General features: G+C 27.5%; 28 protein-coding genes and 1 pseudogene. 19 read left to right on the top strand and 10 right to left on the bottom strand.

All coding sequences use genetic code 11. The features are described 5' to 3' along the window. Nucleotides 1–20 precede the first annotated feature (20 nt). The 6 genes from ACKU3H_RS13890 (at nt 21) to ACKU3H_RS13865 (ending at nt 4,209) form a co-directional block, all read left to right on the top strand. Nucleotides 21–1,307: an NCS2 family permease gene (locus tag ACKU3H_RS13890; protein WP_320034469.1), complete on the top strand. Its 1,287-nt coding sequence runs from the start codon at nt 21–23 to the stop codon at nt 1,305–1,307. Between the two features lie 9 nt (nt 1,308–1,316). Next, complete coding sequence (locus tag ACKU3H_RS13885) at nt 1,317–1,763, top strand: phosphoribosyltransferase family protein (RefSeq protein WP_320034468.1); 447 nt, start codon at nt 1,317–1,319, stop codon at nt 1,761–1,763. A gap of 133 nt (nt 1,764–1,896) precedes the next feature. Continuing rightward, nucleotides 1,897–2,163, top strand: a complete 267-nt coding sequence (locus tag ACKU3H_RS13880) for a hypothetical protein (protein ID WP_320034467.1) — start codon at nt 1,897–1,899, stop codon at nt 2,161–2,163. Between the two features lie 91 nt (nt 2,164–2,254). Then, nucleotides 2,255–2,641 (top strand): DUF423 domain-containing protein, encoded by a 387-nt coding sequence (locus tag ACKU3H_RS13875; protein WP_320034466.1) that lies wholly within the window; start codon nt 2,255–2,257, stop codon nt 2,639–2,641. 3 nt (nt 2,642–2,644) lie between these two features. Next, nucleotides 2,645–3,448: an ion transporter gene (locus tag ACKU3H_RS13870; protein ID WP_320034465.1), complete on the top strand. Its 804-nt coding sequence runs from the start codon at nt 2,645–2,647 to the stop codon at nt 3,446–3,448. Next, on the top strand, nt 3,448–4,209 hold the full coding sequence (locus tag ACKU3H_RS13865; protein ID WP_320034464.1) for a hypothetical protein: 762 nt from the start codon (nt 3,448–3,450) through the stop codon (nt 4,207–4,209). Before ACKU3H_RS13870 ends, ACKU3H_RS13865 begins: the two co-directional genes overlap by 1 nt. Here the strand turns inward: ACKU3H_RS13865 and upp are convergent. Further along, nucleotides 4,206–4,826, bottom strand: coding sequence for a uracil phosphoribosyltransferase (gene upp, locus ACKU3H_RS13860; RefSeq protein ID WP_320034463.1), 621 nt, complete (start codon nt 4,824–4,826; stop codon nt 4,206–4,208). The two genes, ACKU3H_RS13865 and upp, sit on opposite strands and share 4 nt — an antisense overlap. A gap of 127 nt (nt 4,827–4,953) precedes the next feature. Here upp and ACKU3H_RS13855 point away from each other — a divergent pair, with 127 nt between their 5' ends. From ACKU3H_RS13855 to ACKU3H_RS13835, 5 genes are all read left to right on the top strand, one after another. Further along, nucleotides 4,954–6,204, top strand: a complete 1,251-nt coding sequence (locus tag ACKU3H_RS13855; RefSeq protein WP_320034462.1) for a uracil-xanthine permease family protein — start codon at nt 4,954–4,956, stop codon at nt 6,202–6,204. Nucleotides 6,205–6,287: 83 nt separating this feature from the next. After that, nucleotides 6,288–6,788 carry a YajQ family cyclic di-GMP-binding protein gene (locus ACKU3H_RS13850; protein ID WP_320036484.1) on the top strand — a complete coding sequence of 167 codons (501 nt, stop codon included), beginning with the start codon at nt 6,288–6,290 and terminating at the stop codon, nt 6,786–6,788. Nucleotides 6,789–6,848: 60 nt separating this feature from the next. After that, entirely contained in the window at nt 6,849–7,445 is a 597-nt protein-coding gene (locus ACKU3H_RS13845) for a hypothetical protein (RefSeq protein ID WP_320034461.1), read from the top strand. Nucleotides 7,446–7,507: 62 nt separating this feature from the next. After that, nucleotides 7,508–8,167, top strand: a complete 660-nt coding sequence (locus ACKU3H_RS13840) for a response regulator transcription factor (protein ID WP_320034460.1) — start codon at nt 7,508–7,510, stop codon at nt 8,165–8,167. Next, nucleotides 8,160–9,332: a HAMP domain-containing sensor histidine kinase gene (locus tag ACKU3H_RS13835; protein WP_320034459.1), complete on the top strand. Its 1,173-nt coding sequence runs from the start codon at nt 8,160–8,162 to the stop codon at nt 9,330–9,332. Before ACKU3H_RS13840 ends, ACKU3H_RS13835 begins: the two co-directional genes overlap by 8 nt. On the opposite strand, the gene ACKU3H_RS13830 is transcribed toward ACKU3H_RS13835, so the two are convergent. Beyond that, the gene (locus tag ACKU3H_RS13830) at nt 9,319–9,927 is read right to left on the bottom strand and encodes a hypothetical protein (protein ID WP_320034458.1); all 609 of its coding nucleotides are present in this window, start codon (nt 9,925–9,927) and stop codon (nt 9,319–9,321) included. The genes ACKU3H_RS13835 and ACKU3H_RS13830 overlap by 14 nt on opposite strands. 80 nt (nt 9,928–10,007) lie before the next feature. On the opposite strand from ACKU3H_RS13830, the gene ACKU3H_RS13825 reads away from it, so the two are divergent. Together ACKU3H_RS13825 and ACKU3H_RS13820 are read left to right on the top strand one after the other, a co-directional pair. After that, complete coding sequence (locus ACKU3H_RS13825) at nt 10,008–10,583, top strand: NUDIX hydrolase (RefSeq protein ID WP_320034457.1); 576 nt, start codon at nt 10,008–10,010, stop codon at nt 10,581–10,583. A gap of 109 nt (nt 10,584–10,692) precedes the next feature. After that, nucleotides 10,693–11,094 (top strand): YkgJ family cysteine cluster protein, encoded by a 402-nt coding sequence (locus tag ACKU3H_RS13820; protein WP_320034456.1) that lies wholly within the window; start codon nt 10,693–10,695, stop codon nt 11,092–11,094. Between the two features lie 196 nt (nt 11,095–11,290). Here ACKU3H_RS13820 and ACKU3H_RS13815 read toward each other — a convergent pair whose 3' ends face one another. Both ACKU3H_RS13815 and ACKU3H_RS13810 read right to left on the bottom strand, forming a co-directional pair. Further along, the gene (locus ACKU3H_RS13815; protein ID WP_320034455.1) at nt 11,291–12,280 is read right to left on the bottom strand and encodes a phospholipase A; all 990 of its coding nucleotides are present in this window, start codon (nt 12,278–12,280) and stop codon (nt 11,291–11,293) included. A 121-nt stretch (nt 12,281–12,401) separates the two neighbouring features. Beyond that, nucleotides 12,402–13,799: pseudogene (locus ACKU3H_RS13810) on the bottom strand (methyl-accepting chemotaxis protein); the annotation flags it as partial. A 285-nt stretch (nt 13,800–14,084) separates the two neighbouring features. Between ACKU3H_RS13810 and rpe the strand changes: the two are divergent. From rpe to ACKU3H_RS13790, 4 genes are read left to right on the top strand one after another with little or no spacing between them, the layout of a single operon-like run. Next, entirely contained in the window at nt 14,085–14,726 is a 642-nt protein-coding gene (gene rpe / locus ACKU3H_RS13805; protein WP_320034454.1) for a ribulose-phosphate 3-epimerase, read from the top strand. Nucleotide 14,727: 1 nt separating this feature from the next. Continuing rightward, a complete protein-coding gene (locus ACKU3H_RS13800; protein WP_320034453.1) occupies nt 14,728–15,318 on the top strand; it encodes a phosphoribosylanthranilate isomerase in 591 nt (196 codons plus the stop codon). Beyond that, nucleotides 15,308–16,144: a 3'-5' exonuclease gene (locus tag ACKU3H_RS13795; RefSeq protein ID WP_320034452.1), complete on the top strand. Its 837-nt coding sequence runs from the start codon at nt 15,308–15,310 to the stop codon at nt 16,142–16,144. Before ACKU3H_RS13800 ends, ACKU3H_RS13795 begins: the two co-directional genes overlap by 11 nt. Continuing rightward, complete coding sequence (locus ACKU3H_RS13790; protein WP_320034451.1) at nt 16,144–16,683, top strand: HD domain-containing protein; 540 nt, start codon at nt 16,144–16,146, stop codon at nt 16,681–16,683. The genes ACKU3H_RS13795 and ACKU3H_RS13790 overlap by 1 nt, the downstream gene beginning before the upstream one ends. Nucleotides 16,684–16,685: 2 nt before the next feature. On the opposite strand, the gene ACKU3H_RS13785 is transcribed toward ACKU3H_RS13790, so the two are convergent. From ACKU3H_RS13785 to ACKU3H_RS13760, 6 genes are all read right to left on the bottom strand, one after another. Next, nucleotides 16,686–18,557: an ATP-binding protein gene (locus ACKU3H_RS13785; RefSeq protein ID WP_320034450.1), complete on the bottom strand. Its 1,872-nt coding sequence runs from the start codon at nt 18,555–18,557 to the stop codon at nt 16,686–16,688. Continuing rightward, entirely contained in the window at nt 18,550–20,001 is a 1,452-nt protein-coding gene (locus ACKU3H_RS13780) for an extracellular solute-binding protein (protein ID WP_320034449.1), read from the bottom strand. Before ACKU3H_RS13780 ends, ACKU3H_RS13785 begins: the two co-directional genes overlap by 8 nt. 111 nt (nt 20,002–20,112) lie before the next feature. Beyond that, on the bottom strand, nt 20,113–20,670 hold the full coding sequence (locus tag ACKU3H_RS13775) for a 2-oxoacid:acceptor oxidoreductase family protein (RefSeq protein WP_320034448.1): 558 nt from the start codon (nt 20,668–20,670) through the stop codon (nt 20,113–20,115). A gap of 10 nt (nt 20,671–20,680) precedes the next feature. Then, nucleotides 20,681–21,514, bottom strand: a complete 834-nt coding sequence (locus ACKU3H_RS13770) for a 2-oxoglutarate ferredoxin oxidoreductase subunit beta (RefSeq protein WP_320034447.1) — start codon at nt 21,512–21,514, stop codon at nt 20,681–20,683. 1 nt (nt 21,515) lies between these two features. Beyond that, nucleotides 21,516–22,646, bottom strand: coding sequence for a 2-oxoglutarate synthase subunit alpha (locus ACKU3H_RS13765; protein WP_320034446.1), 1,131 nt, complete (start codon nt 22,644–22,646; stop codon nt 21,516–21,518). A 12-nt stretch (nt 22,647–22,658) separates the two neighbouring features. Beyond that, a complete protein-coding gene (locus ACKU3H_RS13760; RefSeq protein WP_320034445.1) occupies nt 22,659–22,976 on the bottom strand; it encodes a 4Fe-4S dicluster domain-containing protein in 318 nt (105 codons plus the stop codon). Nucleotides 22,977–23,264: 288 nt separating this feature from the next. On the opposite strand from ACKU3H_RS13760, the gene ACKU3H_RS13755 reads away from it, so the two are divergent. Then, complete coding sequence (locus ACKU3H_RS13755; protein WP_320034444.1) at nt 23,265–23,975, top strand: methyltransferase; 711 nt, start codon at nt 23,265–23,267, stop codon at nt 23,973–23,975. Continuing rightward, nucleotides 23,972–24,352, top strand: a complete 381-nt coding sequence (locus tag ACKU3H_RS13750) for a YkgJ family cysteine cluster protein (protein ID WP_320034443.1) — start codon at nt 23,972–23,974, stop codon at nt 24,350–24,352. Before ACKU3H_RS13755 ends, ACKU3H_RS13750 begins: the two co-directional genes overlap by 4 nt. The last annotated feature ends 2 nt before the right edge of the window (nt 24,353–24,354 follow it).

The raw sequence follows: 24,354 nt of genomic DNA, 5'->3' as shown, positions 1-24,354 counted from the left end.
GAAAAAAGAAGGACAAGATTATGTTTAAACTAAAAGAACATAACACAAGCGTAGGTACTGAGCTTAGTGCAGGGTTTACTACCTTTTTAACAATGATGTATATTGTTCCTGTAAATGGATTTATCCTAGCAGATGCGGGTTTACCAATGGATGCAGTTGTTACTGCAACAGCATTAATTACTATTCTTGCAACACTATTTAGTGGTTTATGGGCAAATACTCCAATAGCTATGTCAGTTGGTATGGGACTAAATGCATACTTTTCATATGGATTAGTTCTTGGTATGAAAATACCTTGGCAAACTGCATTAGGTATAGTATTTTTATCTGGTATTTTGTTTATGATTCTGTCGTTTACCAATTTTAGGGTTTGGATTATGACTTCAATTCCTATGAACTTAAGAAGAGCAATTAGTGCTGGTATTGGTTCATTTATCGCATTTATTGGTTTAAAACAAATGGGAATGATAGTTGATAACCCTGCTACTCTTGTGTCGCTTGGTGATTTTTCAAATCCAAATGTTCTTTTAGGAGTTTTAGGACTTATTCTTTCTTTTACTTTATATGCATATAGAGTTAAAGGAGCATTTATTTTAGCTATTGCTGTTACATCAATTGTTGGTTGGAGTTTTGGAATTGGTACACTTCCTGAAGGTATAGTTTCTGCTCCTGCATCAATTAGTCCAATTGTATTTGAGCTTGATATAACTAGTGCATTGACATTGTCATTATTACCTGTAATTATTACATTTTTAATTACAGATATGTTTGATACTTTAGGTACTCTAACAGGTGTTGGTACAAGAGCAAATCTTTTTCAAGAAAACAATAAAGATGATAAATCTTTACAAAAAACTTTAGAAGCAGATGCTATTGCAACAACTGCTGGTTCTTTACTTGGAGTTTCAACAACAACTGCTTTTATTGAAAGTGCAAGTGGTGTTGAAGAGGGTGGTAGAACTGGTCTTACAGCAGTATTTACTGCAATGTTTTTTGTAACTACACTATTTTTATTGCCATTATTTAAAGCAGTACCTGGAAATGCAATTTATCCAGTATTAGTTGTAGTTGGGGTGTTGATGTTTACAGAATTAGGTAAAATAAATTTTGAGGATTCAGATTTAGCAACAAGTGCAGGTGCATTTTTAATTGTAATTTTGATGCCGTTAACTTTCTCTATTACAAATGGTATAGCAGCAGGTTTTCTTATCTTTACAATTATTAAGTTCGCTAAAAAACAAACTTCAGATTTAAATCTTGGAATTTTTGTTATTACATTCATAAGTGCTTTAGCATTTATTTTATAAGGAAGTTTTTTGGAAAAATATTATTATGGTTACGATGAGTTCGCAAAAGATACTCAAGTTTTAGTTGATAAGTGTAGGGATTATGAACCAGATATTTTATTAGCAATAGCAAGAGGAGGATTAACTCTTGCGCACTTGATGTCTCAGGCCTTGGATATGAGAAATTTATATTCATTAAATTCTATTCATTATGAGGGAGAATTAAAACTAAATAGTTTTAATATTTTTAATATTCCAGATGTATCCCATGCAAAAAGAGTTTTAATAATTGATGATATTGTTGACTCAGGAGAAACTATGGAAGAGATTTTAAAACTCTTAGCAGAAAAATTCCCTAAAGTAGAATTTAAACTTGCAACAATATTTTATAAAAAGACTGCTTGTTTACAACCTGACTATGCAGTAAAAGAAGCTAAAGGTTGGATCGATTTCTTCTGGGAAGTTGATGTAAAATAGAAAATAGGTTTAACCTATTTTCTACTTATTATCTATAAAATATGTATTTTATACATATTTGCTACCGTTTTTTTAAAAATTCAAGTATTTATATTGTATAATATTTAAATCTTAATTATATATGGACGAGAATATGACATTTATAGAATTTAAAAAATTATTACTTGATGCTGAATTAACAATTCCTAAATTCACAGCTTTAATAAAAGTTAGTGAAAAAAATATCCAAGCATATAAGAAAAAAGAAGAGGTACCAAATGCAATCGCAGCTGTTGCAGCCTGTTTTGCTAAGATGAATCAAGAGGGTATGGATTTTAGAGAGTTAATGGATGAGTTAGATTTAAAGAAAAAAGAGAAAAAGGGTGCAGGATTCTCATCTAAAAAGAAAGATAAAAAATAACAATAGCTTTTATAAAACTTTTTATAAAAAAACTTAAATAAATTTTCAACAAAATTTTTGATATACTTCCAAAAAAATTTAGGAAGTATATATGACAGATAATAAAAAAGTAAATCAATTTTTAACTATAGCTTCAATAATGATGGCTTTAGCCATAGCTATTGGTGCTTTTGGTGCACATGGTTTAAAATCTTTAGTTAGTCCTGAGATGTTAGTTGTTTATCATACCGGAGTAGAATATCAATTTTACAATACCTTGGGACTTTTTGCAGCCTCTTTTGTAATCTATTTAAAACCAGATTCAAAGAAAAGTGTAGTTGCTGCATGGTTAATTTTGATTGGTATGATAATCTTCTCTTTTTCACTATATCTTTTAGTTATTTTAAATATTCCAGTATTAGGTGCTATTACTCCAATAGGTGGAACACTTATGATTATTGGATGGCTTACTTTAGCTTATTCTATTTTAAGAGGTTAATAAATGGGAATTATTCAAAAGATTGAAGAGATTAGAGATGCTAGATGGTTTTCTAATCTAACAACTTTTATAATTTTAGCCTATGCTTCAGTATTAGGTTTTAAAACAATTGGTGAAGTTGAAGAGCATTATGCTTTATTTTTAACTTTTGCTGATTCTTTTGTGACAATATATTTCGTATTTGAGATAGCTATAAAAATGGTTGCAGAGAAAAAGTTTATAAACTTTTTTAAATCTGGCTGGAATGTTTTTGATTTTGTTATTGTTGTTATTACTCTTTTACCTTTAGAGCAATCAGGATTTGCAGCAGTTGCAAGGGTATTAAGAGTATTTAGGGTATTAAGACTATTTACTGCAAGGCCTGAATTAAAAGCAATTATAGATATGTTAATTAGAGCAATTCCTTCAATTATTGATATTGTTATATTGATGTTTATCATTTTCTATATATATGCTATTGTAGGAAACTTCTATTTTAGTGAACTACCATCTGGTTTATGGAAGGATTTCTTAGTTTCAATGCTTACCTTGTTTAGAGTATTAACTTTTGAAGATTGGACAGATGTAATGTATGAGGCTATGGAGGTTTATCCTTGGGCATGGATATACTTTGTATCTTTTGTTATTATTGCAGCATTTGTATTTTTCAATCTTTTTGTTGCAGTTATTATTGGGGAAATGCAAAAGATTCAAGAATCTGATTTTCACGATGAGATGCATGAAGATAGTAAAAAATTAGATACTTTACTTTCAGAAATAAAAATTTTAAGAGAAGAAGTAAAAGAATTAAAAGATAAAAAAGAATAATGAAAACTTTTTCTATTTTAGGTACTGGATGGTTGGGCTTAGCTTTAGCAAAAGAGCTTAAAACTAATTATAAAGTAAAAGTATCTATTAGAACTTTGGAGAAAGAAAAACTTATGTTAGGTGAGGGATTAATCCCTCATTTATTAGATGAAGATAATTTGGAAAACTTAGATTCTTTATTAGATACTGATTATATATTTATAAACTTTCCACCTAGAAAATCAAAAAATTATATTAATTTTTTAGATAAAATCTACTCAAAAATAAAACTTAAAAATCAAAAAGTAATATTTATCAGTTCAACTTCAATATATTCAAATAAAGAGGGAATATATGATGAGGATTCACTATTGTGTGAGTTAAATTCATCTTTAGTATATAAAGCAGAAGAATTAGTTAAATCAAAAACAGATGTAATCTTTAGATGTTCTGGACTTATGGGATATAATAGAGTTGCAGGAAGATATTTTGCAGGGAAAACTTTAGACTGTGAAGATTCAAAAGTTAATTATGTCCATAGAGATGATGCAATTGAAGCAGTAAAATTTGTAATTGAAAATAATATAAATGGTATTTTTAATTTATGTTCAAAAAACCATCCAACAAAAAAAGAGATTTACACTCATAATGCCATAAAAGAAGGTTTTACGAAGATTATTTTCAAAGATAAAAAAGATTATCCTAATAGAATTATAGATGGAAGTAAAATCGAAAGTTTAGGATTTAGGTATAAGTACCCAAATCCACTTGATTATCTTTAGTTTGTATTAAATGCTCTATCACCAGCATCACCAAGACCTGGTCTAATATATTTGTTTTCATCTAATCTATCATCTATTTGTGCAATATAGATATCTACATCAGGGTGTGCTTCAACTACTGCATTTACCCCTTCAGGTGCACCTAAAATGTTTAAAGAGATAATTTTTTTAGCTCCTTTAGATTTTAAATAAGTGATACCATCAATTAATGAACCTCCAGTTGCTACCATTGGATCAAGAAGTAAAACAGTTTTGTCCTCCAATGGTGGTACATTTTCATAAAATAGTTTACTTTCAGCTGTTTCTTCATCTCTTTTCATAGCTAAAAATCCACTTCTAGCATATGGTAGTGTTCTTAAAATACCTGTTAACATTGGTTCCCCAGCTCTTAAAATAGGTATTAAAACTAATTTTTGAACCTCAATCATCTCTACATCTAAAGGACCTTGCCATGTTTCAATATTAGTTGTTATTGTTTTAAAATCATTTAATGCTTCAGATGCAACAATTCTTGAAATCTCTTCTATTGTTAATCTAAATTCATTTGATGCAGTTCTAACATCTCTTAATCTATTTACAAGATGTTTAACTACAATATTTGTACTCTCTTTATACATATTGTCTCACTTTTAGAATTTTTTTTATGTTATCGAAAAATTGCTTATAAATTACACATTTATTTACCGTATCTCTTATGTTAGTTTAGATATTATTTGAGACTAAATTTCTACACGAAGAGGACGTATGAAACCTACAGATTACAATTTTAGAGTCAAAGACTCAATCATCGGTATTCAATTTTTATTTGTTGCTTTTGGTGCATTAGTATTAGTTCCTATTTTGACAGGACTTGATCCGAATGTAGCATTATTTACAGCAGGTATTGGTACTTTAGTTTTTCAACTAGTAAATAGAGGTGCTATTCCGCCAATATTTCTAGCTTCATCTTTTGCATTTATTGCGCCAGTTTCTTATGGGGTAAAAACATGGGGAATAGCCGCAACTATGTCAGGGCTTATTGCAGCTGGTTTGTTATATGTAGTACTTAGTTTTGCAATTAGATTAAAAGGTGATGGATTTATTCATAGATTATTACCTGCAACTGTTGTTGGTCCAGTTATTATGTCTATTGGTCTTATTTTATCTCCTGCAGCTGTAAACATGGCTATGGGTAAATCAGGAGATGGTGCAATTGTTATAGTGCCATTTGAAAGTGCAATTATAGTATCTATGGTATCTTTATTTGCAATGATGTTTATCTCTTTATTAGCAAAAGGTATTTTTAGATTAGTTCCTATTTTAGGAGCAATAATTATTGGATATGTTGTTTCTGTATTTATGGGAATAGTTGATTTTTCACCTGTAACTAACGCAGCTTGGTTTGCGATTCCAAGTTTTACTGCTCCAGAATTTAACTGGCAAGCAATTTTATTTATTCTTCCAATTGCTATTGCACCAGCTATTGAACATATTGGGGATATGTTAGCTATTTCTAATGTTACAAAAAATGATTATTTAAAAAAGCCGGGTCTTAAAAATACATTATTAGGTGATGGTTTAGCAACTTCAGTTGCAGCATTATTTGGTGGTCCACCAAATACTACATATTCAGAAGTAACAGGTGCAGTAACTGTTACAAAAGCATATAATCCTGCAATTATGACTTGGGCAGCAATTACAGCTGTAATTCTTGCATTTGTAGGTAAATTAGGTGGTATATTAGCTACTATTCCAGTTCCTGTAATGGGTGGAATTATGTTATTGCTATTTGGAATTATTGCAAGTGTTGGTATCTCAACATTAGTTAGAGCAAATATAGATTTTAATTGTCCTAGAAATCTTATTATTATCTCAATAATTTTAGTATTTTCAATTGGTGGAATGACATTTAACTTTGGTGGAGTTCCTTTTTCTGGTATTGGACTTGGAGCAATTACAGGTATTGTTTTAAATTTAATCTTACCACAACCAAGAAAAGACGACCATATAATTTAAATAAAAAGGGGATTTGCCCCTTTTTAACTCTTTTAAAACTTACATTTTCTTATAATAAAAATAAATATTTAAAAACAGGATTTATAATGGCAAAAGAACACAGCTTTGATATCTCTGCAAAATTAGATCTTCAAGAGATGAAAAATGCAGTTGTACAAACTCAAAAAGAGATTGAAAATAGATATGATTTTAAAGGTATAGCAAAAGAGATTGATTTTAATCAAGGTGCTAAAACTCTTACTTTGAACTCTTCAAGTGATAATAAAGTTGAGGCTATGTATGATATTTTAATATCTAAAATGAACAAAAGAGGTATCTCTATAAACTCTTTAGAAGAGTTAAGAAAAGAGGATAGTTCAGGTGGAAATAGAAAGTTTACATATTCAATTGTAGATTCTATTAAAGCTGATGAAGCTAAACAAATACAAGTTGAAATTAAAAAATTAAAACTAAAAGTAAAAGCAGTAAATCAAGGTGATGAAATAAGAGTTACTGGAAAAAATATTGATGATTTACAAACAATTATGAAACACCTAAAAAGCCTTGAATTCAAATCTCCATTAGTATTTGATAATTTTAAATAGTCTTTGAAATCAAAATGATACCTTAAGTTGATAACATGCTTTCAACTTAAGGATTAAATGATGAAAGACTATGATTATTCAATTAAATATACAAAAACAGAAGAGATTGCTCTAAAAGAGTGTAATAAGATTGAAAAAATTAGGTCTAGACTTTTTTGTTTGGGGCTTATTGGTTCTTATTCAAATTGCTCTAGTTTTGGGAGTGCTTCTATAAGATATAATAAAAATAAAAATTCATTTGTAATTACAGGAAAAGATACTGGTGAGTTTCCTAAACTTAATGCAAACTATTATTCTTTTATAAAAAAAGTTGAGTTTAATAAACAAAAAATGTTTTGTGTTGGACCTAATAAACCCTCAAGTGAATGGTTAATTCACTCTTATCTTTATAATTTAAATATGCAAATAAAAGCTGTTATTGTTGTAAACAATGAAAAAATTTGGGATGTAATGTATAGTAATGAATCTTTGAAAGTTGATTATGACAATTTAGATAAAAAAGATATATTAGAAGAATTATATGAAAACGTAGACCCTTTTTTAAATAATTCATTTATTATTGATGGAAACGATTTCTCATTGGTTACTTTTGGAAAAACATTAAGTGAAGCAGAAAAAACTCTTTATAATATAATAAAAAAAGTGTTAAAACATTAATACACACTTGATAAACAAACTTTTTGTATAATATTTTAATTTTCTAATTAAAGGATTATATATTGAAAGTTTTATTACTAGAAGATGACCCAGCTTTAAATGACTTATTAAATGAACATCTTGAAGATAAAGGTTATGAAGTAACCCTTTGTACAAATGGTCAAGAAGCTTTAGAGTACCTAATAGACAATATATATGATTTAGCTTTATTAGATATAAATACTCCACTTATGACTGGTCTTGAGGTTTTAAAAACATTAAGAGATGATTATAAGAATAGAACACCAATTATAATTTTAACAGCTTATCAAGATACAAAACATTTAAAAGAATCTTTTGAAAATGGTGTAGATGATTATATAAAAAAGCCTTTTGATTTAGAAGAATTAGACCAACGAATTATGAAGCTTTGTAAGCAGTTTTATATTGAGCAATCAAATGAAGTAAACATAAATGAAACAACAAGTTTTTTACCTGAAACTTGTCAAATTAGAATTGGAAATATTACAAAAAATATTGCTCAAAAAGAAAGAGATATTTTAAAATATTTTATAAAACATAAAAGTAGAGTTATCTCAAGTGAAGAATTGTTGCAAAATATTTGGGTTTATGAAGAGATGCCAACTGATGCAACTATAAGAGTATATATAAAAAACCTTAGGGAAATACTTGGAAAAGATAGTATTCAAACAATAAGAGGCATAGGATATAAATTTGAATAATGATGAAAAAAAAGCTTTAATTAGTTTTTTATCAATATATATGGGTTCAGCTATATTACTAATAGGAATTTTACTTTATATATATTATCAAGATGAGATTGAATCTTTACAAAAAACATGCAGTATGGAGCTAAATAATGCTTCTATGAATATTAAAACAGATATATTAAACTCTTTTATGCATAATAAAAAATTTGTACCAAAAAAACTTAAAGAGGATGATATTAAATATGCACTTTTTGATAAAGATAAAAAGGTAATATATTCTTATCTAGATGGAAAAGATTTTATAAAATTTAGAAATAATTTTTATGAAAATGGTGATTTTCATTATTTCGTATCAAAAATAGATGAAGTAGGAATACCAATAAAATATATTGTAATGGAGACTTGTAGAGGTGTTCAAAGTAGAGATCAACTTAGAATTTATACCGTATTAGCTTTTATTTTTAGTTCAATATTTGTAGGTTTAATTGCTATTTTTCTTGCACGAATATTATTAAAACCAGTTAGAGATAAAGTTACCCATTTAGATAATTTTATCAAAGATTCAGCACATGAATTAAATACACCAGTTTCAGTTCTTATGACTTCTGTTTCAATGTTGAAAAAAGGCAAAAATCCTGAAAAGATGATGAAATATATTTTAAGTAGTTCAAAACAAATTTCTCAAATATACAATGATATACATTTTTCAGCTTTTAATGACTTTCAAGAAAATATCGATGAAAAGATTAGTTTAGATTCACTAATAAACGAAAGTGTAGAGTTTTTTAATGATATCTCTATTACTAAAAATATTAAAATAGAAACTGATTTAGAAAATTTTGAAATATTAATGGATAAAACAAAAACACAAAAACTAATAAACAATCTTATATCAAATGCCGTTAAATATAGTAAAAATGGTTCAATTATAAGTATAAAATTAAAAAATGGAATATTTTCAGTACAAGATTTTGGTATAGGTATTTCAAAAGAGGAACAAGAAGAGATTTTCAAAAGATATAAAAGGGGAATAAATAGTGAAGGTGGCTTTGGTATTGGTTTAGATATTGTAAAAAGAGTTTGTAATGATTATGGTTTAAAGCTCTCTTTACAATCTAAAGTAGATGAAGGTTCTACTTTTTATATAGATTTTAATAAAATAATTATTTCCCTATAGAATTAATATTTAATCGTATCTTGATATCTTTTTCATCATGAACTGTGTCTATTGTTGAACCTACTGATCTATGATTATGGTTTGACAATTCCCCTTGCAGTGATTGAAATACATGCCAAAATCTTTCGTTAAATACAGAATTAATAGCTTTTATTTGATTTTTAAAAATATCATCCACTATAATTTTTATTAATTCATAATAGATAATTTTGTTTGTTTCTCTTTGAATTCTATAGTTTTTCATAATAATTAGATTATTCTTATAAATTCTTTTTTCCTCTTGAGTATACTCTTTATGCTCTTTAGTTTTTTCTATCTCTTCATCTAGATATTCAATTAATTTATCTATCTCTATTTTACAAATCTCATTCAAATCTGGTCTTAATTTTAAAATCTCATTTAATAATTCTTCATCATTTAATCTTTTACCTTCAATATTATGAGAATAAACATGTCCCTTTTCATAATCGTGGTGTAAGGCTTTATATATTTGGAAAGCTGGGTAAATATAAGTATATTTATCATCTTTACCACTTTTAAAACTTATTCCATGGGCTGAAATCATCTCTTTAGGACCTGTATATTTAAGTATCATTTAGAAAACCTTTGTATATTTAAAAATTTAATTTACTATTATTTTATACTAATAAAATTAAAATATACGAAAGGTTTTTAATGAATAACAAAATTGAAGAGTTTAAAACAGCTGATTTAGAGGACACAAAGTTTGTACATCCTGTAAAAATATCATATATACAAAATGGTATCTCAAAAAATTGGGAGGCAGTAAAAAGCTTTGATTCAGTTGCAGTATTGCTTTTTCATGAAGAAAAAAATGCATTTTTATTAGTTAAACAATTTAGACCACCTGTTTATTTAAATGATAATTCAAAAGTTTGCACTTATGAATTATGTGCAGGTATAGTTGATAAAGAAAAGTCTTTAGAAAAAATTGTGCAAGAAGAGATTGATGAAGAGTGTGGATATGAGGTACCTTTAAATTGTATTGAAAAAATTACTTCTTTTTATACCAATGTTGGTGTAAGTGGTGGTTGTCAAACTTTATATTATGCTAAAATAGATGAAAGTATGAGAAAACATAAAGGTGGTGGAATAAATGATGAAGAGATTGAACTTTTATATCTGCCATTAGAAGATTATAAAGAGTTTATGTTTGATGAAAGTAAAGCAAAAACACCAGGATTATTATTCTCTTTTCTTTGGTTTTTAGAAAATAAAAAATCTCAGTAAAAACTATAATATTCAAAATTTGTAGAAATTGACAATATTTTAAGAGTAATATTATATCTATTAAATAGTAATTGAGATATTATTTATATATAAAAAAATAAGGAAACAAGTGTTTGTAAATATAAAAGATGTAGGTGAAACATATTTTAGTTCATGTGAAAATTGTCAAAATGATTGTTGTAGTGCACCTTTAGTTAGTTTAGCACCTTTGATTTTAGAAGATATTGAATATGCATATAAAAATTTTTTAATTCAGTTTGCATATATAAATAATGAATTAAGACTGTTAATGGTTATAAATAGAGGTGAGGGAAGCTGTAAATATTTTATAGATAGAAGATGTTCTATTTATGAAGAAAGACCGCCAGCATGTAGAATGTTTCCCATATCTCCATATTTTGATCAATTTTTTATAAGTAGTGATTGTTCTGCTTTATCTTCAAATAAAGACTCAGGTGAGCTTATTTGTGATGAAGAGAATATAAGTCCTAATTTTTACCACCAAGAGTAGAAAATTTTATAGAAAAACTAGATAGAACAAGAGAGTTTTTAAATAAAGTTGAAAATGATCTAGAACCAACAATTACAGTAGCTGGAGTTAAGCTTTATAAGTATGTTGGTGATTTAGATGATGATTATATAAAAATGCACAAAGAATCATTAATACATTTATAAAATAATAAAATAAAAAGAGATTGGATTTATCTTTATCTAGATAAAGATATTCCAAATCCAATTCTATTTACCTCTTTATCATAATCTATTAAACTATCCCCATAACCTGTTGATGCTTGAATATATCCAAAGGTATTATCTGAACCAAAGAATGGAAAAGTCCAATCAAGTTGAGCAAACCCTTTATTATCATCATTAAATCTTAAATTATTTCTAAGTAGAAGTTTAAAGGTATGACTTTTATAAGCATATGCAAAGGTTAAATCCCCATATCCTAAGTATTTGTCAATGTCTGGGTTATCGTCATCATTTTTACTTTCTGGGATTCTATACCATACCCTTGGAGATATAAAAAGATTTCCTGCTTGAAAATAAGTTGTAAGATAGATTCTATTCCATGATCTAGAATCATCTCCTGGTTGTCCATTTGATTCATGTAAGAAACCAAATTTAAAACCTTTTAAGGCTGTTTCATCCCTTTTCCCATAAGGTATAGTCATAAATATCTCTGGCTTATAGTTTGTTTCTCTAAATGGAGCAGAGTCTTTATATAATTGCCACCATGAAGTTTGGGTATATCCAAAGTTTATACTCTCGTTCATATTGAAAAAATTAGTTAAGATAGGTTTTTTTACACTTAATTGGAATTTTGCTTCTACTTTTTTCCTATCAGCTCTTTTTTTTGTATCATATGAAAAAGGTATAAAATAGTTTTCCTCATATGGATATAGGTTAAAAGCACTTGCAAGTATTTGTTGAATAGTTTGTTCTGTTTCTTTATCTTCAATTTTATCTAAAGTCTTAGTTGCAATCTCTTTTGCAATCTTTTTTTCTTCATCAAAGTATGTTCTACTTGAGTTTTTTTCTTTTAACGCTATCTCTTTATATATCTCTAAGGCATTTTTATAATCCCCATTTTTTTCAAAAACATCAGCTTTTTTATAAAGCATATCTAATTGTTCATTTGCAAATAATGGAATAAAAAAGAGTAAAGAAAATATTATTTTATCTATTTGTTTCATTTTATCTCCTATTTTAGTCTTATGAAATAGTACCTAAAAAAGGAAAATAATACTATAAAATAATAAATTATAAAAAACAGAGTATATTATTACTCTGTTTTTTAGTTTATGATACTTGACGCTCTTCTATGTTTTTTGCTTGAACTCTATCTTTTCCTATAAAATTTTTTTCATTTGCATCACTTAAAATAAGTTTTGCAATTTCATCTGTTTGCATTGCTATATCATACGTTTGGGTTGCAATTGCAGCATTTTGTTGAGTTTGCTGATCAAGATTATTGATAGCATCATTAATTTGTTCTATCCCAAACTTTTGCTCTTTTGAAGCAGATTCAACATTTTCTATTAACTCAATTGTTTTTGATATATTTTCTGTTAAGCCGTTATATCCTTCAATCATTTTATTAGATATTTCTTTTCCACTATTTGCTTTTGTTGTTGCATTTTCAACTAGATTTTTTATAACTTTTGCTGCTTCAGCACTTCTAGCTGCTAGATTTCTAACCTCTTGGGCTACAACTGCAAACCCTCTACCAGCTTCACCTGCAGTTGCTGCTTCAACAGCTGCATTTAGAGATAAGATATTTGTTTGGAAAGCAATTTGATCTATTATTGTTATTGCTTCATTTATTGCATTTACTTCTTCATCTATCTCATTCATTGCTGTTGTTGTTTGTTGTGCTAAGTCTTTACCTTCATTTGCAGAATTAGTAACTTGATTTGCAAATTCTGCCATTTTTATTACATTTTGAGTATTTAATGATATGTTACTTGTAATCTCTTCTAATGCAGCAGCAGTTTCTTCTAAAGATGCAGCAGATTCATTTGAATTTTGATTTAATGTATTTACATTAGTAAGTAAAATATTCGAACTATCATCAAGGGTTAATCCATTTGCTTTGTTCTCTACTAACATTTCATTTACTACATTTGCAAGATTATTTAGACCTATAGCTGTTTCCCCTTCATCATCTATTCTATGGGTAAAATCTAATTCTTGAAAAGAGTTTAAAGCGTTAGATATTTTATTTAAATCTCCTGATACTTTTTCTGATACAATTTTATATAACTCATTTATTCCATTTTTTAGTTCTTCAATTGCTTCATTTGTTGTTGTATGTGTTATCTTTTGTTTCATAATTCCTGATTTAGCTATATCAATAGATTCTTTTACTGCATTTATAACTTTTTTTGAATCAGTAATATCTTGTGCAAACTTAACAACTCTTGTAACTTTCCCATTTTTATCTTTTACTGGTGTATAAGATGCTTGAATCCAAATTGAACTTCCATCTTTTCTAAATCTTTCAAATTCATCAATTTGTGATTTACCTTCTGCTAAACTTTTCCAAAAATTTGAATATTCATTTGATAATATATAAGTCTTATCACAAAACATTTTGTGATGTTGACCAACAATCTCTTCTAAGTTATAACCCAATGCATTTAAAAAATTTTTATTTGCATGTAATATAGTTCCATCAGGTTTAAAAGAAATAATTGCAAAGTTTTCTTCCATTGCAGATAATCTTCCTGATTGTTCTTCATTTTTACCAAAACCAAACATAATTGTGCTCCTTATTATATTTTTCTTTTTTAAATAATTTCGTAAGAATAACAAATAAGGGTATTCTAATAGTAATATTTTCGCTAAATTTAATAGAAAAAAATGATACCTTTTAAAAAAAATAATCATTTAATAAGGAATAGATATGTTTATTCTTCTGCTATAGTTAATTTATAAAAAGAAAAATAAAACAATAAAATAGTATAATCGCGATAATTTAATAAAAAAAGGTTATTAATGCTAGTAGCACCCTCAATATTATCAGCAGATTTTGGAAAACTAAATGAAGAGATAACAGCTATTTGTGATGGTGGTTGTGATTTTATTCATGTTGATGTTATGGATGGACATTTTGTTCCTAATATGACTTTAGGTCCTGTTGTTGTTAATCCAGTTGCAAAAGTTGCAACAAAACCTCTTGATGTACATTTAATGGTTGAAAATAATACGTTTTTTGTAGAGCTTTTTGCTCCTTTAAAACCTGAATATATCTCATTTCACATTGAGAGTGAAAAACACCCTCACAGATTAATTCAAAAAATTAGAAGCTTTGGAATTAAACCTGCAATAGTTTTAAACCCACACTCAACGCCTGAAAGTATTGAATATTTACTTGAAGATTTAGATATGGTTTTATTGATGTCAGTAAATCCAGGATTTGGTGGACAAAAATTTATTCCAAGTGTTGTTGAAAAAGCAAAAAAATTAAAAGAATTGATTAATAAAAGAAACCCAGCCTGTTTAATTGAAGTAGACGGTGGAGTAAATGATAAAAATATTCACGAGCTTAAAGATGCTGGAGTTGATGTTGTTGTTGCTGGTTCATATGTTTTTGGAAATGAAGATTACAGTAAAGCTATAAAATCATTACAGGTATAATATGAGAACAAAAATTTGTGGAATAACTAACCTAAATGATGCTTTAGATGCAATTGAAGCTGGAGTAGATGCATTAGGGTTTGTTTTTTATGAAAAAAGTCCTCGATATATTAAACCTTTGGAAGCTAGAAAAATAGTTGAGTCTTTGCCACCTTTTGTCCAAGCAGTTGGACTTTTTGTTAATGAAGATTTTGAGACTATAAATAGTATTTGTTCTGAAGCAAAAATGCAACTAGCTCAAATAATTGATGACGATAATTACACAGATTTTTCAAAACTTTCATATAAATATATAAAAGTTGTAAGAGCAAAGGCTAAAGAAGATATTATAAATAATCAAAACTCATATGTTTTAATTGATGCTTTTGTTGAAAGCTTTGGAGGTTCTGGTAAACGTGTTGCACTAGAATGGTTTGAAAATGTTGATTGTTCAACATTTGTTTTAGCTGGTGGCTTAAGTGAAGAAAACTTAAAAGAGTTAAAACCTTACAATTTTTATGGAGTAGATGTCAGTTCTGCTGTAGAAAAAACAAAAGGTAAAAAAGATAAACAAAAAATGTTTAATTTTGTAAAAGCAGCCAATGAAATATAAAAAAACAAACCCTTTTTCAGTAAAACTTGTAGAAAAGTTAAAAAAACATCCTATCTCTTTTGATGATTTTCTTTTAGAATTGACAAAAAATAAAGAGAGGTTTTTTGATTCTGCAGAATTAGAGTTTGAATTACTTCTAACAAATGGTTTACCCCTTGAAATAGAAAATGATAAAGTTATTTTAAAAACTACAAAAACCTTAATATCTGAACAAACATTTTGTATTGTAGATATTGAAACAAATGGTTCACATGTAAGTAGGGGACACCAAATAATTGAATTAGGTGCTGTTAAATATAAAGGTGGTCAAATTATTGATAAGTTTGAATCTTTAGTTTATGCTAAGACTATTCCAGAGTATATTCAAGAAGTTACAAATATTAAGCCAGAGATGTTAGAAGATGCACCTGATTTACAAAGAGTTTTAAAAGAGTTTAAGCTTTTTTTAGAAGATGATGTTTTTGTTGCACATGATATTAAATTTGATTACAATTTTATATCAAATTCTTTAAATAAATATGATTTAGGAATACTTGAAAATAGAAAACTTTGTACAATAGATTTAGCTAGAAGAACAATAAAAGCAGAGAGATATGGTCTTAGCTTTTTAAAAGAACTTCTAAAAATAGATATAGATAATCATCATAGAGCGTATAGTGATGCTTTAAGTACTACATATATATTAGAAGAGTCTCTTAAGTATTTAAATAGTAGTGTTAAAACTGCAGAAGATTTAATAGAATTTTCAAAAAATGCAAAACCTGTAATGCCTAAGATAAATACAAATGCAGGACAGAAAAAAGAAGAAAAGAAGGAAGAAAAATAATGTTTAGTCAAGATAAATATTTAAAAGCTTTAAATTTTGCAGCAAAAGCACATGGTGAACAAAAAACTCCACATGACTTACCTTATTTGACACATTTGACTTCTGTTGCTATGGAAGTTATGCATGCTTGCATAGAATCACAACTTGAAGATAAAAAAGCAGATATTGCTATAACTGTAGCTTTACTTCATGATACAATTGAAGATACAGATGTAACTTATGATGATTTATATACTGAATTTTCACCTGAAGTTGCAGAGGGAGTAGAAGCTTTAACTAAAGATTTCACACTTTCAAAAAAAGAACAAATGGCTGAAAGTATTAATAGGTTGTTAACACAACCATATGAGATTCAAATGGTAAAACTTGCTGATAGAATAGTGAATTTACAAAAGCCTCCAGAGTCATGGGAAGGTTTAGAAATATTTAATTATCATAAAGAATCAAAATTTATATTATCATGTTTAAAAAATTGTAATTTATACTTATCTAAAAGATTAGAAGAGAAAATCAATAACTATATTGTTTATATAAAATAGAGTTAGTCATATTTTTGTGAAGGTATGGTTATAATAAATTCAGCACCTTTATATGTATCATTTTTATAGGTAAACTCTTTATTAGAAACACTAATTGAGCCTTTCATGTGATCTTTAATCATCTCTTTAGACATATATAATCCAATTCCTGTACCTTTTTCCCCTTTAGTTGTAAAATAAAGGTTAAATATATTTTCAATAATATCCTCAGGAATTCCCCCTGCATTATCATAAATCTTTATTTGAACACAATTAAATTCACAAATATTATCATTAATTAAACCTTTACAATTTTTTAATTCATTTGTTTCGATTACTAAAAGTTTATTTATTTTTTGTTTTTTTTCTAATTCTTCTACAGCATTATTTAGTATATTAAGTAATACTTGAATAAATTCATTTTTAAAACCATATGCATCTTTTGCATTTATATTCATTTCAACTTCAATCAAATTGTTTTTAATTTTTGATTGTAATAGTATTAATGATTTATCTATTACTTTTTCTAAATTAAAATATCTCTGCATTTTTTCTGGTTTTAAGTAATCTCTAAAATCCTGAATTGTTTGATTTAAATGCTCAACTGCTACATTAACATTTTCAATAGATTCTAATAAAAATTTATCATCAAGTTGTCCAAATTCTTTTTTTAATTTTATTCCACTAGAAGTACTTAGAATCAATGATAAAGGCTGTCTCCATTGATGGGCAATATTTTCTAACATCTCACCTAATGAAGCCATTTTAGATTGTTGGGTTAAAAGTTTATCTTTTCTATTTAAGGACTCTTCTAAATCTCTTTTTTCTGTTATATCCATAAATACTCCAAGTACACCAATAACTTCATTTTTTGTATTCTTTAATGGTACTTTAGATGTAATTACATGGATAGTCGAACCATCTTCTTGGGTAAGTTCTTCTTCTATCTGAAGTCTAGATTTTCCACTTTGAATCACTTTTTTATCATCTTCTATATAGTCTTTTGCTTGAGTTTTAGCCCAAGGCATATCGTAATCAGTTTTTCCTATCATTTCAAAGGGTGAATTTAAACCTGCATTATTTAAGATATATTTATTTACTCCCAAATATCGATTATTTATATCTTTCCAAAAAATTGCGGCAGGTACAGAATCTATAATATTTTGTATTAATATTTTTGATTCTTTTATCTCTATTACTTTTTTTTCTAAACTTTTTTGTGTATCTAAAAGCTCTGATTCAATCTTAAATATTTTTTTATTTAATATATTTATTATTACTAAAATACTTATAATCGTAAAAAATACAAAAAATAATGTGTAATATATTGTTGTATTGATTTGTTCATTAATATATGCTTTTTCATTTTTTTGAACTCTTTTAAATTCTTCAAAAATCAATTTTTCATATTGAGTTAGAAAATCAATTTTTTTGATTAGTAGATTAATTATATTAAATTGTTCATTTTTATCTTTTAATATAAATAGTTCACCTTTTAAGGCAAGTAAAGGTTTTTGTTCCAGATGAAATGAGGATAAAAAATTATTGTTTAATAAATTGTAGATTTCATTAATCTCTTTTTTTGTTGGATACCATAATGTTTCTACTTTGTTTTTATTTAAGAAATTAATATTATTTAAATCCTTATCAAATTTTTTAACTGATTTTATCCATTCCTCTTTCTTATGTTGTATTTCAGAAGTAATTAATAGGTTTTCACTGTTAACTTTCATTTGTAAAAAACTATTTTGTATTAATGTTAGTTCTGCAATTTGATTGTTAAGATTTTTAATTTTTGTTAAAGAAAAATACAATATTGCACTTGTAATTAAAAGTCCTATTATAAGATATAAAAAGCTATAAAATGTAATATCTTTAATTTTAAAATTACTCATTTATTGCCTCTTTATAAAATGATTTTTGTTTTTCAACACCATATATATTTGTTATCTCTTCCCATTCTTGTGCTATCATATCTAGACCTTTTTTAGGGGAGATATTTTTTTCTATTACAAGATTTAAATATTTTTCCATTACTTTATAATATTTAGAACTTTCTGGTATTTTTAAATCACTTAAAACATTTTCATTTGAAAGGGCATTTGAAATGGTTTCTAAATATCTTTTTGCATCATTTTGGGAAAAACCATCTTTTGTCCAGTTTTGTAAATTGTTAGTATCAAGGTGTGAAAATCTAGATGGATTAATTCCTGATTCACCTATTGTAACGTATTTTGTAGTAATTGATTTTGATGTCATATGTGATGCAAAGTCAAAAGCTTTATCTAAATTTTTAGAATTTTTATTTACAACTATAACCCAATTTCCATTTATAGATGATGGTGCATTATAAAAATATTCCCATTTTTTTGTGTGATTATTAAATATTTGATTACTTCCAGGTAGTTCTCTATATCCAACTTTGTTTTTTACTATTGATTCTTCAGCATTATTAGCCATTGTTCCAATATCTGCCCAATCTAAAGCCATAGCTACTTGTCCAGTTATAAAACTCATTCTAACTTCAGCAGGGGAATAGTTTTTTATATTAGGTGGAGCAAATTGCATTATATCAATAAATTCTTCTAAGGATTTAACAAATCCTTCACTATTTATCAATGGATTCATATCTTCATCAAAATAGTAATAATTGTTTTTTGGATATTTTGTTTTAGCTGCAGCTTTTGTTAAAAATTGGAATGTAGTACCATATCCTTTTATTCTACTCTCTGCAAAACCATATTCAATTTTACCATCATTGTCCCAGTCCCAACCATTAAAAAACTCTGCAATATCTCTATACTCTTTCCAAGTTTTTGGTGGGTTTAGTTCATAGTTATATTTTTCTTTAAAGAGTTTTTTGTATTTAGGATTTTCAAATAAATCTTTTCTATAATATAAAATTATACAATCTCCATCGTAAGGTAAAAAATAGTATTTATTATCCCATTTCATTATATTTTTTTTATATATTGGAAGTATATCTTCCCATTCTAATTTTTCTTTTATCTCCTTGGAAATCTCAGCTGCATTATTTTGGGATAATAAGGAGCCTGCCCAAGATGAGAAAAGTACAAAAACATCATAATTGATATTTTCATCTTTTAATGATTCTGATATTTTATTTGGCATATCTTCCCAACTAGGAGCTACTATATTTATATAAAGATTGTGATTTTCCTCATAAAATAAGGCTTCTTCTTTTATAGGTCCAGTGATTTGTTTTTCAAAATTTGGAGTTAAAATTGTGATTTCATCATAAATATAATTGTTTTTGTCTTTGCAAGATAGAAGTAATAGTGATAATAAAATAAAAAATATGATATTAAGTTTTTTCATATTTAATCCTAATACTTATATTAATTTATTTTATAGCTATTAAACTTAAAGTTTTTAATTGAATATGATTTAATAGAACTTTACCCCTCTTTTTTAAGAGAGGTAAAATTATTATGCAGTTGCTTGTTTAGCGTATTTTATACCTAAATCGAAAGCTTTATTGTTTATATCATGTACTTTTTCTGGTACTTTTGAAAGCATTGCATCTCTTAGTGTGTCATCATCAACTGTATGTCCAGTCATATAATTTGCAATAGATAATGCAAGTACTGATTGAGTAATTACATTTCCTACTTCTTCTTTTGCTATAGTGATAATTGGAATTTCATATATATTCCAAGTTTTTCTATCTTCTTCTGTAGGAGTCACAAGATTTGGTTCAATTACAATTGTTCCACCTGGTTTAACACCTGTTTTAAATTGATCATAAGATACTTGTGCAACTGAAAGCATAAAATCAATTTCACCTTCATTTGCATAAGGATATAAAATAGGATCATCTTCAAGTGTAATATCAACAACCGTTGCACCACCTCTTACTTGAGAAGTATATGTTGCAGTTTTTAATCCATATCCACCAGCTTTAATTTTTGCTGCAGCAAAGATAGCACCTGCAAGAAGTACACCTTGTCCACCAACACCTGTAAATCTCATTAATGTTCTAGCCATTGTGTTCTCCTTATAGTTCTACCGCAGTTTTATTTTGGTGTGCTTCTTTAACTTTTGCATACATATCTGTATACTCTTTTGCTTCTGTGTCTTGTTTAAGAATACCAGTTGGAAATATTCCTTCTTTCTCAGAATCTTCTAATTTATCAAATTTAGTTTTTGCCATACTAATTGAATCAATCCATTCTAAGTTTGCCATTGCAGAATTCATTTTATTTTTTCTACCAAGGTTTACGTGACAGTTTGAGAAAATATCAAAAAAAGAGTAACCATTATGCTCTAAACCTTTTACAAAAACTCTTTCAAGTTTTTTAGGGTCTAGCATAGTTTCTCTTGCTACAAATGAAGCTCCTGCTCCTATTGCTAAATTACATGCATCAAAAGTTGGGTCAATATTACCTCTTTTCATAGTAACAGTCCACATACCTTGTGGTGTAGTAGGACTTGTTTGAGAGTTAGTTAATCCATAAATAAAGTTATCAATAACAATATGGTTAATATCAATATTTCTTCTGCAACCATGAATTGTATGATTACCTCCAATTGCTAATCCATCACCATCTCCCGTTACACAAATAACATGTTTATCTGGATTTGCTAGTTTTACACCTGTAGCATAAGCAACAGCTCTACCATGAGTTGTATGAATAGTGTTACAGTTAATATAAGAAGAAAATCTTCCAGAGCAACCAATTCCAGATACAACACAAACATCGTCCATGTTCCATCCTAATTTATCAATTGCTCTAATTAGTGCTTTTAAGATAACTCCATCACCACATCCCCAACACCATAGTGTTGGCATTTTATTTGTTCTTAAATATTCATCATAATTAAATGCCATCTTACATTCCTTTCACTCTTTCAATGATCTCTAATGGGGCAATTGGTCTACCATTTGCTTTAAATAGTTTTGCAAAATCTCTTCTTCCACTAGCTCTTTCTATCTCATCAATATATTGTCCCATATTAAGCTCTATTACTAATGTTTTTTCAAATTTATCACAAAGCTCTTTAATTTTATTTTCTGGACTTGGCCATAAAGTAATTGGTCTAAACATACCAACTTTAACACCTTCATCTCTTAATCTATTAATAGCTTCTCTTGCTGATAATGCAACTGAACCATAAGCAATAATCATAATTTCTGCATCATCTAATTTATACTCTTCATAAGAGTCAATCTCATCAACATGAGCTTCTACTTTATTAAATAATCTATCAATTAAATTTTGACACATAGTTGCATCTTCTGTTGGGTGTCCATTAAAGTCATGATGAAGTCCAGTATAGTGGTATCTATAACCTTTAAACATTGGATTTAATATTGCTGCTTCATCTTTTGGAACATCATAAGGTTTATAATCTTTTGGATCACCTTCAAATACTCTTCTTGGTTTTATATTAGCTTTAATTTCTTCTAAAGTAGGTATTACAGCCTTCCCAGACATATGACCTATAGTTTCATCAAGAAGTACAAATACTGGTTGCATAAATCTATCAGCAAGATTAAATGCTCTTACAGTTTCAGTATAACACTCTTCTAAAGTAGATGCACATACTGTGATTGATTTATAATCACCATGAGTAGGAGCTTTAGCTTGATTTACATCACCTTGTTGAACTCTAGTTGGAAGTCCAGTAGATGGTCCACCTCTCATTACATTTATAATTACTAATGGAACCTCTGCAATATATCCTAAACCAATATTTTCTGCTTTTAATGAAATCCCCGGTCCTGAAGTTGCAGTAAGTGATCTTTTCCCTGACATTGCAGCACCTAAAGCAGCACAAATCCCTGCAATTTCATCTTCCATTTGAATTGCTGCACCACCTGATTTTGGAAGTAAATCAGAGATTGTGTGCATAACTTCTGATGATGGAGTAATTGGATACCCGCCAAAAAACTCACATCCAGCATCTACTGCTGCCATTGCAGCTAAATCATTACCTGTTGATATTATCTCTCTAGCCATTATTACTTCTCCTTATACACTTAGAACTCTATAATTGTTCTTTTTGATTGCTTCGCCTCTTTGTTTAGCTTCGTCTGTTAGCTTAGCAAATTTAAACTCTTTTTTATCTGCAACATATATTGCAAAATCAGGACATGATAGTTCACAGTCATTACAGCCAATACATGACTCTGAAGCTATTATTTGTACCATAGCACCAAGTGTAGAAGTAGGTTCTGGTCTCATCGCCAAAACACCAGCTGGACAAACTGATACACAAACATCACATGCTTTACATCTATTTTCATCTACCCAAACAGGTGTGTTTGTAGGAGCTTCCATTATTGCCATATTTTCCCCTTAAAAAATTTGATTGATAGTTGAGCAGAAATTCTCAAGTATACTTGAAGAATGATAACTAATTATGTAATTAAAGTTAATTTAAATGTGACGTTATGGCATTTCAATTTCGTTTTTGTTACTTTATGCTACATAAAAAAATATAAATAAAAGTTATATTATATAGCTTTATAGTATGAATAATTTAAAATAATTTTAGATATTAATTAATAGATAATATCTCACTTTAATTAAATAAATTATTAGATATAATCACAAGAAATTAAGAAAAGGTATTTTTTGGTTTTATATCAACCGAGTAATGGATATTGTTATAATAGTGATACCCATTTTTTATATAATTTTACAATTGAGTGTTTAAAAAAATTTAAAAATGTAAATGGTGATATTTTAGATATAGGAAGTGGAAGTGGTATTTTAGGACTTCTTATTGCTAGAGATAATAAAAAACTAAATTTAAATCAATGTGAGATTCAAAAAACTTTTCAAGAGTTATCTACAATAAATGCAAAATGCAATAAAATAGATACTCAGATGTATAAAGGCTCTTTTTTAGAGTTGGAGTTTGACAAAAAATTTGATATATGTGTATCAAATCCACCTTTTTATCATAGTAATGTAATAAAAAGTGAAAATGAAAATCTTAAGATTGCAAGATATAATGATAGTATGCCTTTGAATCTTTTTATAAAAAAAGTTTCAAAAGTTTTGAAAAATGATGGAAAATTCTTTTTTTGTTATGATGTGAAACAATTAAAAGAGATTGTAAAACTTTTAGAAGAGTGCAAACTTAATATTGAAGCTATGCAGTTTGTTTACCCGAAAGAGGGTAAAGATGCAACTTTAGTTTTGATTTATGCTAGAAAAAATTCAAAATCTTTATTAAGAGTTTTAGATTCAATATATGTATTTGAAGGTAATGAATTTACATCAAAAGTAAAAAAAATATATGAGATGTGTTCAACACATAGTATAAAAGTAGAGATATGAGTATTATAAAAAAAGAGGGTTTTAATTTTGCATTTAATCCAATAGGATGTGAATCTTGTGCAGGAAATTGTTGTATTGGTGAAAGTGGAAATATTTGGATTAAAAAAGAGGAGATGAAAAAGTTAAGTAAACTTTTAAAAATCTCTTTAGAAGAGTTAAAAACCAATTTTTTAGAAAAAAGAGGGTACAAATACAGTATACAAGAGGTTAAATTATCAGAAAACAATTATGCATGTAAATTTTTTGATTTAGATAAAAAACAGTGCTCAATATATGAAGCAAGACCAATACAGTGTAAAACATTTCCTTTTTGGGAATATTTTAGAACTAGAAAAAATGAGGTGAAAGAAGAGTGTCCAGCTATTATAGATATTTAATT

The sequence above is a fragment of the Halarcobacter sp. genome (assembly GCF_963675975.1).
Taxonomy (GTDB): Bacteria; Campylobacterota; Campylobacteria; order Campylobacterales; family Arcobacteraceae; genus Halarcobacter.
Note: the sequence above shows the minus strand (reverse complement) of the source record. Positions and strands in the feature narration are given on the sequence as shown.